Genomic DNA, 16,060 nt, shown 5'->3' on the forward strand with positions numbered 1-16,060 from the left:
TACGCTTCACCATATGTCGTGCACACAAGCCGGGGCAAGTACTACCTCCCCGGCGCTACCTCTGACGCTACAACATGCGTTGCAACAACCCTGCCGTGGAGGCATCAAGGCCGGAAAGATCCCCGCTTTGCAGGCGTGGTTCAATGTCTTGCGCCAGCACCTTGCCGAGCTCCACGCCCCACTGGTCAAAACTGTTGATGCCCCAGATCGCTCCGCTGACGAACACGCGGTGCTCCTGCAGGGCCAGCAGGGCCCCCAGGCTGGCGGGCGTGAGCCGCTCCAGCAGCAAGAAGGTGCTGGGCCGGTTACCGGGGAAATGTTTGTGGCCACCCACATCGGTTTTTCCTTGCATCAGTGCTTGCGCCTGCGCCAGCGCATTGGCCAGCAATTTGTGGTTATGGCTCTTGAAGACGGGGCCCGATTCTTTAATCGCCACAAACTCGACCGGCACCACGCTGGTCCCCTGGTGCAGCACCTGGAAGTAAGCATGCTGGCCGTTGGTGCCGGGCTCACCCCACAAAACCGGCGCGGTCTCAAACGGCAAGGCCCTGCCCTGACTGTCGACCCGCTTGCCGTTGCTCTCCATTTCAAGCTGCTGCAAATACGCCGGCAGGCGCCGCAAGGCGCTGCTGTAGGGCGCGATGCTGCGGCTGGTAAAACCGTGAAAATTCCGGTACCAGATATCCAGCAGGCCCAGGCGGGCCGGCAGGTTGCGCTCCAGCGGTGCAGTACGAAAGTGCTCGTCCATCGCATGCGCACCGGCCAGTAATTCGCGAAAGCCCTGGCTGCCGACAGCCAGCGCAATGGGCAGGCCGATCGCAGACCACAGGGAGTAACGGCCACCAACCCAGTCCCAGAACCCGAAAATGGTGCTGATGCCAAAAGCCTTTGCCGCCGCCACGTTGCTCGTCAGCGCCGCGAAATGCCGGCCAATATCACGGCCGCCGCTTGCCTCGAACCAGGCCTTTGCGGACTGTGCGTTGGTCATGGTTTCGGCTGTGGTGAAAGTCTTGGAGGCAATCAGGAACAGCGTGTTTTGCGGCCTGAGTTGCGCCAGCACATCCCCCAGCTCCCGGCCATCGACGTTGGAGACAAAGTGAAAACGTTTGCCCGTGGTGGCAAATTCAGCGAGCGCCAGCACGGCCATCTGCGGGCCCAGGTCCGAGCCGCCTATACCGATGTTGACGATGTCGGTGATGGCTGCATCGGCACGCACCTGCTCGGCGTAAGCCAGCATGGCCTCGCGCGCCTCGTCCACTTCGGACTGCAATTTTGCTATGTTTTTAATAGCTGGCTGCGCTTGTTGTCCAACGGACTGGGCATGATTTCGCAATAAAAAGTGCATCACGGCACGCTGTTCGGTGCTGTTGATCAGTTCTCCGGCAAACATGGCGTCGCGGTATTGCTCCAGGCCGCATTGCCGCGCCAGGTCAAACAGCAGTGTCTGTGCGGCTGCATCCAGCCGGTTTTTCGACAGGTCGGCAAACACGTGGGGCGCGTCCTGGCTAAAACTTTCAAAACGCCGCGGATCGGCTGCAAAGGCTTCACGCAGGTCAAAATTTTTGCCCGTCGTATCAAACAGCGTCCGCAATGCAGTCCAGGCTGCGGTCTGGTCCGCGCGTGGCCGCATCAGGCTGCCAGCATCAGTTGTTCAAGCTTGACCGCGTCTGCCGCAAAGGCGCGTATGCCCTCGGCCAGTTTTTCGGTGGCCATGGCATCCTGGTTCAGTGCATGGCGGAAACCGGCTTCGTCAAAATTCACGGCCGGCAAGCCCAACGCCTTCGCCGCACCGGCATCCAGCGTGCGGGCCAGGGGTGCATCCGATGCGGCAAGCTGTGCCAGCAGTTCGGGGCTGATGGTCAGCAGGTCGCAGCCGGCCAGCGCCGTGATCTGGCCCACGTTGCGAAAGCTCGCGCCCATGACCTCGGTGTTGATGCCAAAGTGTTTGTAGTGGTTGTAGATCTCGCGCACCGACTTCACGCCCGGATCGTTGGCACCGGCCATGGCCGCTTCGTCCCACGCGGCGCCCGCAGACTTTTTGTACCAGTCGTAAATACGGCCCACAAAAGGCGAAATCAGCTGCACCCTGGCCTGCCCGCAGGCAACGGCCTGGCAGAACGAAAAAAGCAAGGTGAGGTTGGTGTGGATGCCACGCCGCTCCAGCCTTTCGGCGGCCTGTATGCCCTCCCAGGTTGCGGCGACCTTGATCAGCACGCGGTCAATGTGAACGCCCTCGGCCTGGTACAGCTCGACGATGCGTTCGCCGCGCGTATAGGTGTCGTTCGCGTCAAAACTCAGGCGGGCATCCACCTCGGTTGACACCCGCCCTGGGACGATGGACAAGATCTCGCAACCAAAGCGCACCAGCAGCCGGTCCATGATTTCATCAAGCGCGCGGCCCTTGAAGCGGCTTACCGTGCTCGTGAGCAGGGGCTGGTAATCAGCTTTTTGCACGGCCTTGAGAATCAGCGAGGGATTGGTCGTGGCGTCCTGCGGCTTGAATTGCCCCAGCTGTTTGAAGTCACCGGTATCGGCAACAACGGTGGTGTACTGTTTGAGTGCGTCGAGTTGGTTCATGGCAAAAGTGTATTTGGCAATCGCTGGATAGTCTGTCAGGCAGAAGCCCGTATGCGGCTCGCGTGAGTTACCATTATGCCCAGCATCCACGAAACTTTATTACATTCACCTACCTTTTCGGCTGGAATCCTGAACCATGAGTTTTGATTTGATCTTGTTCGGCGGCACCGGCGACCTCGCCTGGCGCAAGCTGATGCCGGCGCTGTTCCAGGCCTTCCGCCATGGCTCGCTGCCCAAGGACGGCCGCATCGTCGGTGTGGCGCGCGACGACCTGTCCGATGCGCAATACCGTGCGCTGATCAAGTCACGCTTTGACGAGGTTGAACTCGCCAAACGCCCCAGTGAAGAAGAGTTTGCGCGGTTTGCCGACCTGCTGTTTTACCTGCGCATGGACCTTTCCAGCCCGGCGGATTACCCGCGGCTAGCTGCAAAACTGCAGGAGCACACAGCCGATACGGTGGTGATGTACCTGGCCACGGCGCCCGGGCTTTTTACAACCTTCTGCGAACAGATTGCAGTAGCTGGCTTGAACGGCCCGCAGATGCGCGTAGTACTGGAAAAGCCCCTGGGCCATGACCTGGCCTCCAACCGCACCATCAACGAAAGCGTGCGCAAGGTGTTCAGTGAGCGGCAAATATTCCGCATCGACCACTACCTCGGCAAACCGTCGGTGCAAAACCTGTTTGCGCTGCGTTTTGGGAATGCGCTTTTTGAACCCCTGTGGCGGCGCGAAACCATCGCCAACATCCAGATCACGATTGCCGAAGAGCTGGGCATTGAAAAGCGCGGCGCGTTTTACGACAGCACAGGCGCGCTGCGCGACATGGTGCAAAACCATGCGCTGCAGTTGCTGTGCGCCATCGGAATGGAGCCACCCATCAATGCGCATGCCGATGCGATACGCGACGAAAAGCTCAAGGTGCTGCGCTCGCTGAAGGCATGGACCCCTGAGACGCTGCGCCAGCATGTTGTCAGGGGCCAGTACAGTGCGGGCACCATAGACGGCCTGCCGGCGTCCGCTTACCGCCAGGAAAATGGTGTGAGCGAAGGCAGCCCTACCGAAACCTTTGTGGCCCTGCGCACCGAGATCGCCAACTGGCGCTGGGCGGGCGTACCCTTTTACATTCGCACCGGCAAGCGGCTGGCGGCGCGTTCAGCCTACATTGAAGTCAACTTCAGGCCTGCACCGCATGCGATTTTCAAATCCCCTTTGGGCGCGGCGAACCGGCTCGTGATTCACCTGCAACCCAAGGACGGTCTGGAACTTCATTTGCTGGCGCAGGGCCAGGACAACCGCCAGAACCGGCAGCAGACCAGCCAGACGCTGGCGCCCGTGCAACTGGACCTGGACTTCGACAAGCGTTTTGGCGCAGAACGCGTCGGGGCCTACGAACGCCTGTTGCTGGACGTGATTGACGGACGGCTGAACCTGTTTGTGCGCAGCGACGAGCAGGAAGAAGCCTGGCGCTGGGTTGAGCCAATTCTTGAGTCCTGGAAAAATGATTCCGAAGGACCACGGCCTTACGCAGCCGGCACGTGGGGGCCAAGTGCGTCCAGCGCGATGATTGCAAGAGATGGCTATTGCTGGACTGAGGAATGCTGAAGATGAGGAAGGCACACTACGCAGAATCATTCTCCATGCAAGGTCAAGCCGCGGAACCGGCTTTGCCGGGCCGCAGGCGGGCGGCCCCCTCGGGGGGCAGGGAGCTACACGCAGTGAGCGACCGTGGGGGCAACATCCTTGCTTGATCGAATCAAAGCGTCGCTGCCCTCACTCGCCCCTGCCGAGCAGCGCGTGGCCCGCCTGGTGCTGGCCGACCCGCGGGCTTTTGCCAACCTGCCCATCACCGAACTGGCCAGGCGCTCACACGTCAGCAAACCGACCGTGGTACGGTTTTGCCGCAGCGTAGGCTATGACGGCTTGAGTGATTTCAAGCTCAAACTGGCCGGCAGCGTGAGCGAGGGCGTACCTTTTATCCACCGCAGCGTGGACGTGGACGACAAGACCAGCGATGTCGTGGTCAAGGTCATAGACAACACCGTTGCGGCCTTCCTGAAATACCGCAACGACGCCTCGTCATCGGTCATCCAGAAGGCCACCGATGCGCTGGAAGCTGCCTGCAAGGCAGGCAAACGCATAGAGTTTTTTGGCGTCGGCAACTCCGGCATCGTGGCACAGGATGCGCAGCACAAGTTCTTTCGCCTGGGCGTCAACACCATCGCCTACAGCGACGGCCACATGCAGGTCATGAGCGCTTCCCTGCTCGGGCCTGGTGATTGTGTGGTGGTAATCTCGAACTCGGGCCGCACGCGGGATTTGATGGACGCCTGCGACATCGCGCGCAAAAACGGCGCCACCACCATCGTGATCACCGCGACCGGCTCCCCGCTGGCCACGGCCGGAAACATCCACCTGGCCGCCGACCACCCGGAAGGGTATGACCGCTACAGCCCCATGGTGTCGCGCCTGCTGCACCTGATGATCATCGACGTCCTGGCCACCTGCCTGGCATTGCGCATAGGCGGCAAGCTGCAGCCGCTGCTCAAGGAAATGAAAAACAACCTGCGCAACAAGCGCTACACGTGAGCCGCAACGCCGCAAACGCGGCAGGGATCAGGGTTTGGCGGCCGTGATGGTGAGCGGGCCATACCAGGCCTGCGTGTTGCTCTGGGTGTTGTCGCTGTCGGTCATGACGCTGACACTCATGAGGGCTCCCGGCGCCTCGCCAAACGCTTTCTCAAAATCGGCGCGAATGGTACGCTCATAGTCCACCCAGCTGTTGAGCTTGCCATTACCAGACTCAACTACCAGCTTGCGTATGCGGTCAGTTCGCGGGTTGATGATCACACTGCCCGCCGGGCGCGTCTTGCTCCAGACGTACATCAGCGTTGCATAAGGCAGTTCTTCGCCTGTCAGCAGGCGCGCCAGCTCGGACAGCATGGCGTTTTTGGCTGAAAAATTGCCTCGATCACCCTCAAACGCCAGCACCACGCGGACTGGTGAGTCGTCAAACTCGGGCACCGACACGTCGGCGTATTGAATCAGGTCTGGCAGTTTCCATGAAAATTTGACAGTCCCCAGATCGCTGGGCTCTACCCGTGTCACCTGCCACAGCATGCTGGCGGACGATTGTGCGTGGGCTGCGATGGCAACTCGCCTGTCCTCAAGTACAAAATCAAATGTGCTGGGACGCTTACCAGGCAACTTGAAATGCTCCCAGACCACAGATTTGCTATGGGTACCCGCTGCTTGTACCCGTGGCGCGATGCGCGTGTTCAAGGCGTCTACAGGTTTAACCGCTACGGGCGGGCGCGATGCGCAGGCGCAAAGCCACACCAGGGGAAACCAAGCAGCCAAGGACTGAAAGATAGGGAATATTGAGAAATCATGATGGTTGTGAAAAATAAAAAACCCCACTGCAAGCAGCGGGGTTTTATCGGTCATCAGGCGACTGTACTAGCCAGTCAGCTATTAGAACGAGTGAGAGACACCAACAATAGTTTTAGTGTCGGTACTATATGCCAATGGGTTGGCAGGCGCAGCGGCATCCGTGGTTTTACCGTACATGGCATAAGCAGTTGTGCGTTTGCTAAGACTGTAACGCACACCGATCTGCGCAGTCTTGAAGTCTTCAGCAACAGTATTTAATGAATTTTCGGTGTTCTTTGCGCGACCAATGGCAACGAAGGGAACGAAGGCTCCAAATGGTACTGAAACACCAATCTGGTACGCGGTATAGCTGTTATTCAAGGTCAAGCTGGTTGAGACGCCACCGTTTTTGGCTTTCAAATATGTGCCGGCCACCTTGGCAACACCAAAGTCGTAACTAGCACCCAGTTGGGTCATGCTGCTTTTACGATCAGCAGGGTTCACGGGGACAGTCGGCACTGCAAACGCCGTCGCATTGCCTTGGGAAGTTAATGTCGTGTATGCCAATGCAACAGACAAAGGACCGTTTGCATACTTGCCCATCAGACCAAAGCGTTTGCCTGATGATGTGAGATTACTAGCACCAGTCTGCTGGTTCTCCAACGCAGAACCAAAACCGCTCGCACCGTACTGCGCGCGCACAGTAAAGCCTGAGAAATCAGGGCTGATGTAGGTTAAACCATTGGCACGAGCACTGCCTACGGTCAAAAGCCCAAACAAGTGAGCTTTGTCACCACCAGGCATGCCTTCAGAACTGACCGTGTAACCGGACAAGGTACCCAATTCGTACAGGTTGGTGTACTGGTAACCAATGTTCAGCGTGCCCATGGTGGCGCTGGACAAACCGATGTAGGACTGACGATTGGTATTAGCACTGAAACCACCGCCAGCACCACTCAAGCCTGAAGCTGCTGATGGCGCGCCAGGAATTGGCTGGCCGAAGGACAGGCGGTTCGCGAATCCATTGGCGCTGGTGGGGCTCACGCCTTGTTCAAATACGAAGTTTGCTTTCAAGCCACCGCCCAGATCTTCGGTACCACGAAAGCCAATACGGCTTCCAGCATTGGCACCGTCCATCACGCCACGGCTCTTAAATGCCAGAGTGCCATCACGCGATTTAGTCGTTTGTGCGCCATAACCGATGTCCAGCAAGCCGTACATGGTCACGGACGACTGGGCAGATGCTGCGCTAACAGCTGCGAGTGCAGCCAGAGCAATCAGGGATTTTTTCATTGAGAGTTTCTCCAAGGTTAAACATAGGGCTCCAGGATTTTGGATCCCCGGGCCAACCTCCGTTTAGGAAGTTGTATGTATTGCACCAGACCCCGCAGCCTATGGCAAAGGAATTGGACCGGATTTGTCCAGAAAAAGGCTATTTCGTTGCACCCGTGCAACAAACCCAAAACACCGCGTTGAAGCCGCGCAACACCTGAACTGTGTCCCTGCGGGGACGGGAGAGGCCAATTGCCATAGACTTTGCCCAAATGCTCACGAAAGGTGCCCCGCACATGGATTCCCTGATCAACGCCGCTGACGGCGCACTCCGCACGCTTTTTGCCAAACCACGGGCGAGCCGCCCCTGCCCAACAGTGGCTGGCGACATCACGCAGCTGACCGGACCCGAAAAGACGCTCGCAGGCGCCCTCATGCGGGTCAATCACGTTGGCGAGGTGTGTGCGCAGGCGCTTTATGCCGCGCAGGCCATCAGTACGAACGATGCCGCCCTCAGGCAACAGTTCCTGGCTGCCAGCGAGGAAGAAACCGACCACCTGGCATGGACGAGGCAGCGGCTGGATGAGCTGGATGCGCGCCCATCACTGCTCAACCCGCTGTGGTACGCCGGGGCATTCGGCCTCGGGCTGGTTGCGGGCCGGTTGGGCGACCGGCTCAGTCTGGGGTTCGTGGTCGAGACAGAACGCCAGGTGGAAGCGCACCTCGCGGGCCACCTTGAAAGACTCCCTGCCGGTGACCATGAATCGCGCGCCATCGTGGCGCAGATGAAAGACGATGAGGCCCGCCATGCGCAGGAAGCATCCAGTGCAGGCGCACTTGAGCTGCCGCCACCAGTCAGGGCCCTGATGAGTGCAGCCGCCAGGGTGATGACCACCACGGCGCACTACATCTGACCCAAATCTGACCCTGCCTGGCTCCAGGCCAGCTCCAGGTTAAGCGGGCAAGCAGGTTCAGGCTTCCTGGATCTCGAAACTGGTGGTGATTTCAGCTGTTTTGCCAAGCATGATGGTGGCGGAGCAGTATTTGTCGTGACTCATGGCAATCGCCCGCTCCACTGCACTGGGAGCAAGCGCTTTGCCAGTCACGAGAAAATGCATGTGGATTTTTGTGAATACCTTGGGGTCAACCGTGGCGCGCTCCGACGTAAGTTTGACAGAGCAGCCACGCACATCATGCCGGCCGCGCTTGAGGATCAACACCACGTCGTAAGCCGTACAGCCGCCCGTGCCTGCAAGCACAGTCTCCATGGGGCGCGGGGCAAGATTGGCGCCGCCGTTTTCAGGCTTGGCCTCATCAGGAGCACCGTCCATCACCAGGGTGTGGCCGCTCCCCGTTTCAGCAAGGAAAGTCATGCCTGAGCGCGACCCGGTGGTAGCGCTGGGACCGGTCCAGCTCACTGTGCATTCCATATCCATCTTTCCTTATGCAAAAAATTTATAGTCAATCACATCTAAAAACTGCACAAGTGTGTAATTTTCACGACAAAGGCAATTGTGCAGCGCAACATCACTCGATATACTTCAAATCATCGCATCAATATCCAATGATATTTTTGCACTGGTTGTCTCCTCCACCTCCTCTAAGGTGGATTTACAGGCCCAGACCTCACGGTCTGGGCCTTTTTTCTTGCCTGCGCCCTTCCACAGGGCGCGAGGACCGCGCCCGATATGATGTGAGGCTGCGAGAAAACAATGCCAACACACACCAGCACAGCCGCCAAAACACCCGCGAAAGCACATCCTGCACCCGCACGCAAGCCCGGCATCAAGGCAGGCAACAAGAACCTTCAACCTGCCGACTACCTGAAAAAGATCCTGACGGCGCGGGTTTATGACGTCGCGGTTGAATCTGCACTCGAAAAAGCCAAAACCCTCAGTGCCCGGCTGAAAAACACGGTCCTGCTCAAGCGCGAGGACCAGCAACCGGTCTTCAGTTTCAAGCTGCGCGGCGCCTACAACAAGATGGCCCACCTCAGCGCGGCCCAGCTCAAGAAAGGCGTGATCTGCGCCTCTGCCGGCAACCACGCCCAGGGCGTGGCCATGAGTGCACAAAAGCTGGGAACGCGCGCCGTCGTGGTCATGCCGACGACGACCCCGCAACTCAAGATTGATGCCGTCAAAAGCTGGGGCGCGGAAGTGGTACTCCATGGCGACAGCTATTCAGACGCCTATAGCCATTCCCTGCTGCTGGAGAAAAAGCGCGGCCTGACCTTTGTGCACCCGTTTGACGACCCCGATGTCATCGCCGGCCAGGGCACGATTGCGATGGAAATCCTCATGCAGCTGCAAAGCCTGGGTTCCAGCCGCCTCGATGCCGTGTTTGTAGCCATTGGCGGCGGCGGGCTGATCTCCGGCGTAGCCAACTACATCAAGGCCGTGCGTCCCGAGATCCGGGTCATCGGCGTGCAGATGAACGATTCCGACGCCATGATGCAATCGGTCAGCGCCAGCAAGCGCGTGACATTGAACGATGTCGGCCTTTTCTCCGACGGCACAGCCGTCAAGCTGGTGGGCGAGGAAACCTACCGCATCAGCCGCGAGCTGGTTGACGAATTCATCAGTGTGGATACGGATGCCGTCTGCGCCGCCATCAAGGACGTGTTTGTCGACACGCGCAGCATCGTCGAACCGGCCGGTGCACTGGCCGTGGCCGCCATCAAGAAATATGTAGCGACGAACAAGACGCAGGGCGAGACCTACGCCGCCATTCTGTGCGGCGCCAACATGAACTTCGACCGCCTGCGTTTTGTCGCTGAGCGCGCCGAAGTCGGTGAAGAACGCGAAGCGCTGTTCGCGGTGACCATCCCCGAAGAGCGCGGCAGCTTCAGGCGTTTTTGTGAAGTTATCGGCGACCTGCCGGGCGGCCCCCGCTCGGTGACCGAATTCAACTACCGCATCAGCGACGACGCCAGAGCGCATGTGTTTGTGGGCCTGACGACTTCAGCCAAAGGCGAGAGCACCAAAATCGCGGCCAACTTCACGCGCCACGGCTTCAAGGCACTTGACCTGACGCATGACGAACTCGCCAAGGAGCACATCCGCCACATGGTGGGTGGGCACAGCGCGCTGTCAAAAAACGAGCGTCTGCTGCGTTTTGTTTTCCCCGAGCGGCCGGGTGCGCTGATGAAGTTTTTATCCAGCATGCAGCCGGGCTGGAACATCTCCCTGTTCCACTACCGCAACCAGGGCGCGGACTACGGACGCATCCTTGTCGGGCTGCAGGTGCCCAAGGCCGACAACAAGGCCTTCAAGTCCTTCCTGGACACCATGGGCTACCCCCATGTGGAAGAAACAGACAACCCGGTGTACCGGCTGTTTCTGCAAAGCTGAGCAAGCCCGCCATGACTGCACCGGGCCTGCCAGAAAACGTCGAGTTGCCAGACTCGTCACGCTGCCCCAGGTGCGGGGCGGGCCTGCGCTGCGGCATGGTTACCGGGGACGCGACATGCTGGTGTTTTGCCATGCCCCATGCCATCCCCGTGCCCTCCACGGACAAAACAAAACAGGCGGGCTGCCTCTGCCCGGCCTGCCTTCAACAATTGATTGATGCCCAGCCATGACCTTCGCCCTTCCGCCGATTGAGGCCGTCACCGATGTCCGGCTTGAAGCCAAGCTCCGGCACAAGATAGACAACAAGACCAAACCCGTCGGCTCGCTCGGCCAACTGGAAGACCTGGCCCTGCAGCTGGGCCTGATCCAGCGCAGCGACGTGGTGACCTTCCAGGACCCGCAAATGGTGGTTTTTGCCGCCGACCACGGGATTGCGGCGGACGGCGTTTCGGCTTTCCCGCAAGCCGTCACGGTGCAAATGGTAGCCAACATGCTGGCCGGAGGGGCCGCCATCAATGTGCTGTCAAGGCAACATGGCTTTGCCCTGCAGGTGGTCGATGCCGGCGTGGCCGCCGACCTGGAGGACCACCCCCAACTCATCAAGCGGAAAATCGGCCACGGCACCAAAAACATCTGTAAAAATCCGGCCATGTCCGAAGAGCAGTTGCATGCCGCCCTGCAGGCCGGTGCAGACATCGTGAAAAGCCTGCCAGGCAATGTCATCGCATTTGGTGAAATGGGCATTGCCAACACCTCTTCCGCGGCCCTGCTCCTGAACCGGCTGACAGGCATCGCGCTGAAAGACGCGACCGGACGCGGTACGGGTTTGACCGATCCCCAGCTCAGGCACAAACGCAAGGTATTGATGCTTGCCATACTGCGCCATCCGGATGCCGTGGAGCCGCTGCAGGCACTTGCCGCCCTCGGCGGCTTCGAGATCGCCATGATGACCGGCGCCATGCTGCAGGCTGCCAGCCAGCGCCGGGTGATTCTGGTTGACGGTTTTATCGCCGGCGCGGCGGCGCTTGTCGCGTACAAGCTGGTGCCGCAGGTGCTGCACTACATGGTGTTCTGCCATCGCTCAGCCGAACGCGGCCACCGCCTGCTGCTGGACCACCTCAAGGCCAGGGCGCTGCTGGACCTGGACATGCGCCTGGGCGAGGGCACGGGCGCGCTGCTGGCCTGGCCGCTGGTGCAGTCGGCCGCACGCCTGATGAACGAGATGGCCAGCTTTGCCTCCGCCGGCATCAGCGGGAAAGAAAGCGTTGAAGCCGCAATGACGCCACCATGAAAGCCATCAGCCAATTTGTGCGGGAATACCTTCTCGCGGTGCAGTTTTTCACCCGTATTCCCATCACGGGACGGCTGGCGGACTGGGTCGGCTTCAGCCCCGAGATGCTGCGCGCCAGCGCCGGCCATTTTCCCGGCGTAGGCATCCTGGTGGGTGCCGTGGCGGCTGCGACGTACGCGCTGCTGCTGGCCCTGCTGCCCGACACCACCTTCACGCCGCTGGTGGCCGCGGCGCTGACAACAGTGGTCACGGTATTGATGACAGGCGGTTTTCATGAAGACGGCCTGGCCGACGTGGCCGACGGACTCGGCGGCAGCCGTGACCGGGATCGCGCGCTGGAAATCATGAAAGACTCGCGCGTGGGAGCCTTCGGCGCCATGGCCCTGGTACTGGCCCTGCTGAGCAAGATCGCATTGCTGGCCATCCTCGGTTCGGTTGATGGCGCGCCCACCGGATGGGAAGAAGCGCCCTTCAGCGCCTGGTACATCTGTGCCGCCCTGTGGGCCGGGCATGTGGTGTCGCGCGGCCTGCCGCTGCTGCTGATTTACCTGTTGCCGCATGTGGGTGACACGGCCAGCTCCAAATCCAAACCACTCGCCGACCAGATAGCGCCGGGCAGCCTGCTGCTCGCGTTTGCATGGTGTTTTGTGGTGCTGCTGGCCGTCCTCAGCGTGCTGGATGCTATTAATTTAATAGTAGCCTGCAGCTTTGCCGCCATCGCGCTGCTGTGGATGGGCCGGCTTTTCAGGCGCCGCCTGCAGGGCTTTACGGGCGACTGCCTGGGCGCCGCGCAGCAGGTCTGTGAAATCGCTTTTTACCTGGGTTTGGCCATCAGTTTATGAGCCTTTGGTTAGTCCGCCATGCACAGCCGCTGGTGGCGCCGGGCACCTGCTACGGCCAGCTTGACGTTCCAGCGGATGCTGATGCAACGCACGATAGCGTCCAGGCATTGGCCAAAGTGCTGCCAGCAGCCATTTCAATCGCCACCTCTCCGCTACAAAGATGTGAGCAGCTTGCGCACGTACTACGGGGGCTGAGGCCTGATTTGACCTGTAAAACCGATGACCGGCTGCAGGAAATGAACTTCGGCCACTGGGAAGGCCAGGCCTGGGCGGACATTCCCAGAACCGAACTGGACGGCTGGTCAGCCAGCTTCGACAGCTATGCGGCCGGGCAAACCGGCGAAAGCGTCACGCAGTTCATGGCCCGCGTCGCCTCGGCGTTTGACGCGCTGCCGCGCGACGCCGACACCTTGTGGATCACCCACGCCGGTGTTATCCGTGCCGTGGAGCTGATTGCGCGCGGCGTGCGCCATATAGACCGCGCCGACCAGTGGCCCGCGACTGCGCCGGCTTGTGGACAATGGTGCAAACTGAGCCTTTAGATCAGCCAGCAAAGCCCGGACGAAAACCCAATAACAAAGCACCACATGGCAACCAACCTGGACGGACAACTGGTCGTGGCGATTTCCTCGCGCGCCCTGTTTGACCTTGAAGAAGAGAACCGCGTTTTCGAGCAGTCCGATGACCGCGCCTACATGAAACTGCAGCTGGACCGGCTGGACCAGCCCGCCAAACCCGGCGTGGCTTTTTCACTGGTCAAGAAGCTGCTGGCTTTCAATACCGATGCAAAGCGTGTTGAAGTGGTCATGCTGTCGCGCAACGACCCGGTCTCGGGCCTGAGGATTTTTCGCTCTGCCGAGGTGAACAAGCTGCCGCTGGAACGCGGTGTATTTACCAAGGGCCGTGCGCCGTACGACTATCTCCGGCCGTTGCAGGCCAACCTGTTTTTATCGGCCAATCCGCAAGACGTGCGCGCCGCGCTCAACGCCGGGTTTGCCGCCGCCACCGTGGCGACACACGCGGCACACGCAAAAAACAGCTACCCCAACGAGGTGCGCATTGCATTTGACGGCGACGCCGTGCTGTTTTCAGACCAGGCCGAGCGGGTGTTTCAAAAAGACGGGCTGGATGCCTTTCAAAAACATGAACGCAAGCTGGCCAGCAAACCACTGCCCCCAGGCCCTTTCATGCCCCTGCTGCAAGCCCTGCACCGGCTGCAGCAGGCGGGCACGCCGCATATACGCATACGCACGGCACTGGTCACGGCACGCGGCCTGGCTACGGCCGACCGCGCCATCCGCACGCTGATGGGCTGGAACATCGAGGTCGATGAAGCCATGTTTCTGGGCGGTTTGGCAAAGGCCGAATTTCTGCGCGACTTCGAACCCGATTTCTTCTTTGACGACCAAACCGGCCATGTAGACGCCGCCGCCCAGCATGTTCCTGCCGGCCATGTGGCCAGCGGTGTATCCAACCAATCGACATGAGTGCATCCCCCATGAACCCCACCACCAGCACGGGCACCGGCATCACCGGCAAACTCAGCGCATTCAGGCAGTTCTGCACACGTGTCTGGGCCCTGTCAGCACCCTACTTCAAGTCCGAGGACAAATGGAAGGCCCGCGGCCTGCTGCTGGCCATCATCGTGCTAAACTTGGCCGCGGTCTACATGCTGGTTCTGCTCAACGACTGGAACCGCGTGTTTTACGACGCGCTGCAAAACAAGAACGAAGCGGTGTTCTGGACGCAGCTCGGGCGTTTCACCTACCTGGCCTTCGCCTTCATCATCATCGCGGTGTACCGCTTTTACCTCACGCAACTGCTGCAGGTGCGCTGGCGCGCCTGGATGACCGCGAACTACCTGCAACGCTGGCTCGCCGACCACGCGTTTTACAGCCTGGAGCTGGCGCGTTTTTCAGGCACCCAGCAAACCACCGCAGACAACCCCGACCAGCGTATCCAGGAAGACATCAACCTGTTCACCACCTACAGCATTTCACTCAGCATGGGCCTGCTCAATGCCGTGGTCACGCTGGTGAGTTTTGTCGGCATACTGTGGTCGCTCTCTGGCGCCTTTGCCTTCACGCTGGGTGGCACAAGCTACAACATCCCCGGTTTCATGGTCTGGATGGCCGTGCTGTACTGTGTTGTCGGCAGCGTGATCACCCACTACATAGGCCGGCCGCAGATCAGGCTCAACTTCCTGCAACAACGTTACGAGGCCGACTTCCGGCACCACATGGTCCGCGTGCGCGAGTACAGCGAAGCCATCGCACTGGACAAGGGCGAGCCGGTCGAGCGGGCCCAGCTGGACACGCGTTTTTCGACGGTGCTGGCGAATTACCTGGCGCTGATCAGGAAGCAGAAAAACCTGGTCTGGTTCACCAATTTTTTCGGTCAGGCCGCCGTGGTTTTCCCCTTCATTGTGGCGGCGCCGCGCTTTTTCAGCGGCGCCATCCAGCTGGGTGAGCTGATGCAGATTTCATCGGCCTTCGGGCGCGTGCAGGACTCCCTGAGCTGGCTGGTTGACAACTACAGCAGCCTGGCCGCCTGGCGCGCCACAACCGATCGCCTGACCAGTTTTGAAGACAATATTTCGGCTGCAGCCCAACAGACAAGGGCGCAAATAGCTACAAATTCAATAGCAGACAGCCAAAATCCGGCTACCGCATCCGGCACGCTTTCAGCCAGCGACCTGACCGTTAGCCTGCCCACGGGCCTGACGCTGCTCAGCGGTGTCGCGCTGCAGGCCAGCCCCGGCGACAGCGTGCTCTTCAAGGGCCCCTCGGGCAGCGGCAAGTCCACGCTGTTCCGCACGTTTGCCGGCATCTGGCCGTTTGCCAAAGGCCGGAGCCAGCTGCCGCCCGAGACCATGTTCATTCCCCAGCGGCCCTACTTCCCCGACGGGCGCCTGCGTGATGCCCTGGCCTATCCGGAGCCGGCCGCGCAGTACAGCGACGAGGCGCTGCAAAGGGCGCTGGCCGATGCCCTGTTGCCGCAACTGGCCAGCCGCCTGGATGACAGCGACGCCTGGAGCCAGAAGCTCTCGGGCGGCGAGCAGCAGCGCCTGGCGATTGCACGCGTGTTGCTGAAAAAACCGTCCTGGGTATTTGCCGACGAGGCCACCGCCGCACTGGACGAGGTGTCCGAAAAAACGCTGTATGAAAAACTGCAGGCACATGTCAGGGCGGTGCACGGCGGCATGGTGTCCATTGCCCACCGGCCCAGCGTGGCGGCTTTTCACAGCAGGCAATGGGAACTGGTAAAACAGCCCGACGGCTCTGCGGCGCAATACACGCTGAAGGAAAGCACGCTGCCAGACAATGCCCTGCCCCCAACACCCCTGAAAAGTACCTGA

At 60.2% G+C, this 16,060-nt stretch carries 15 protein-coding genes; 10 read left to right on the forward strand and 5 right to left on the reverse strand.

Annotated features, from left to right (window positions below; translation table 11 throughout):
- Positions 1-67: 67 nt before the first annotated feature.
- Both pgi and tal read right to left on the reverse strand, forming a co-directional pair.
- Positions 68-1,630 carry a glucose-6-phosphate isomerase gene (gene pgi / locus ACFQND_RS15575; protein ID WP_371434849.1) on the reverse strand — a complete coding sequence of 521 codons (1,563 nt, stop codon included), beginning with the start codon at positions 1,628-1,630 and terminating at the stop codon, positions 68-70.
- A complete protein-coding gene (gene tal / locus ACFQND_RS15580) occupies positions 1,630-2,577 on the reverse strand; it encodes a transaldolase (RefSeq protein ID WP_371434848.1) in 948 nt (315 codons plus the stop codon). Before tal ends, pgi begins: the two co-directional genes overlap by 1 nt.
- A 136-nt stretch (positions 2,578-2,713) precedes the next feature.
- On the opposite strand from tal, the gene zwf reads away from it, so the two are divergent.
- The gene (gene zwf, locus ACFQND_RS15585) at positions 2,714-4,180 is read left to right on the forward strand and encodes a glucose-6-phosphate dehydrogenase (protein ID WP_371434847.1); all 1,467 of its coding nucleotides are present in this window, start codon (positions 2,714-2,716) and stop codon (positions 4,178-4,180) included.
- 138 nt (positions 4,181-4,318) lie between these two features.
- Positions 4,319-5,164 (forward strand): MurR/RpiR family transcriptional regulator, encoded by an 846-nt coding sequence (locus ACFQND_RS15590; protein WP_371434846.1) that lies wholly within the window; start codon positions 4,319-4,321, stop codon positions 5,162-5,164.
- Positions 5,165-5,191: 27 nt separating this feature from the next.
- Here the strand turns inward: ACFQND_RS15590 and ACFQND_RS15595 are convergent, their stop codons facing one another.
- Together ACFQND_RS15595 and ACFQND_RS15600 are read right to left on the reverse strand one after the other, a co-directional pair.
- Positions 5,192-5,857, reverse strand: a complete 666-nt coding sequence (locus tag ACFQND_RS15595) for a DUF3047 domain-containing protein (protein ID WP_371434845.1) — start codon at positions 5,855-5,857, stop codon at positions 5,192-5,194.
- A gap of 192 nt (positions 5,858-6,049) precedes the next feature.
- The gene (locus ACFQND_RS15600; RefSeq protein ID WP_371434844.1) at positions 6,050-7,240 is read right to left on the reverse strand and encodes a porin; all 1,191 of its coding nucleotides are present in this window, start codon (positions 7,238-7,240) and stop codon (positions 6,050-6,052) included.
- 275 nt (positions 7,241-7,515) lie between these two features.
- Between ACFQND_RS15600 and coq7 the strand changes: the two genes are divergently transcribed.
- Positions 7,516-8,133 carry a 2-polyprenyl-3-methyl-6-methoxy-1,4-benzoquinone monooxygenase gene (coq7, locus tag ACFQND_RS15605; protein ID WP_371434843.1) on the forward strand — a complete coding sequence of 206 codons (618 nt, stop codon included), beginning with the start codon at positions 7,516-7,518 and terminating at the stop codon, positions 8,131-8,133.
- Between the two features lie 57 nt (positions 8,134-8,190).
- Here the strand turns inward: coq7 and ACFQND_RS15610 are convergent, their stop codons facing one another.
- Positions 8,191-8,649, reverse strand: a complete 459-nt coding sequence (locus tag ACFQND_RS15610; RefSeq protein WP_371434842.1) for an OsmC family protein — start codon at positions 8,647-8,649, stop codon at positions 8,191-8,193.
- A gap of 282 nt (positions 8,650-8,931) precedes the next feature.
- Between ACFQND_RS15610 and ilvA the strand changes: the two genes are divergently transcribed.
- The 7 genes from ilvA (at position 8,932) to ACFQND_RS15645 (ending at position 16,060) form a co-directional block, all read left to right on the forward strand.
- Positions 8,932-10,569 (forward strand): threonine ammonia-lyase, biosynthetic, encoded by a 1,638-nt coding sequence (ilvA, locus tag ACFQND_RS15615; protein WP_371434841.1) that lies wholly within the window; start codon positions 8,932-8,934, stop codon positions 10,567-10,569.
- A 95-nt stretch (positions 10,570-10,664) separates the two neighbouring features.
- Positions 10,665-10,799, forward strand: a complete 135-nt coding sequence (locus ACFQND_RS15620; protein WP_377414117.1) for a cysteine-rich CWC family protein — start codon at positions 10,665-10,667, stop codon at positions 10,797-10,799.
- Positions 10,796-11,860: a nicotinate-nucleotide--dimethylbenzimidazole phosphoribosyltransferase gene (gene cobT, locus ACFQND_RS15625; protein WP_371434839.1), complete on the forward strand. Its 1,065-nt coding sequence runs from the start codon at positions 10,796-10,798 to the stop codon at positions 11,858-11,860. Before ACFQND_RS15620 ends, cobT begins: the two co-directional genes overlap by 4 nt.
- Positions 11,857-12,702 carry an adenosylcobinamide-GDP ribazoletransferase gene (locus tag ACFQND_RS15630; protein ID WP_371434838.1) on the forward strand — a complete coding sequence of 282 codons (846 nt, stop codon included), beginning with the start codon at positions 11,857-11,859 and terminating at the stop codon, positions 12,700-12,702. Before cobT ends, ACFQND_RS15630 begins: the two co-directional genes overlap by 4 nt.
- Positions 12,699-13,244: a histidine phosphatase family protein gene (locus tag ACFQND_RS15635; protein ID WP_371434837.1), complete on the forward strand. Its 546-nt coding sequence runs from the start codon at positions 12,699-12,701 to the stop codon at positions 13,242-13,244. Before ACFQND_RS15630 ends, ACFQND_RS15635 begins: the two co-directional genes overlap by 4 nt.
- Positions 13,245-13,289: 45 nt before the next feature.
- Positions 13,290-14,189, forward strand: a complete 900-nt coding sequence (locus ACFQND_RS15640; RefSeq protein ID WP_371434836.1) for a 5'-nucleotidase — start codon at positions 13,290-13,292, stop codon at positions 14,187-14,189.
- Positions 14,186-16,060, forward strand: a complete 1,875-nt coding sequence (locus ACFQND_RS15645; protein WP_371434835.1) for an ABC transporter ATP-binding protein/permease — start codon at positions 14,186-14,188, stop codon at positions 16,058-16,060. Before ACFQND_RS15640 ends, ACFQND_RS15645 begins: the two co-directional genes overlap by 4 nt.

It is taken from the genome of Polaromonas aquatica (assembly GCF_042659145.1).
Taxonomy (GTDB): Bacteria; Pseudomonadota; Gammaproteobacteria; order Burkholderiales; family Burkholderiaceae_C; genus Polaromonas; species Polaromonas aquatica.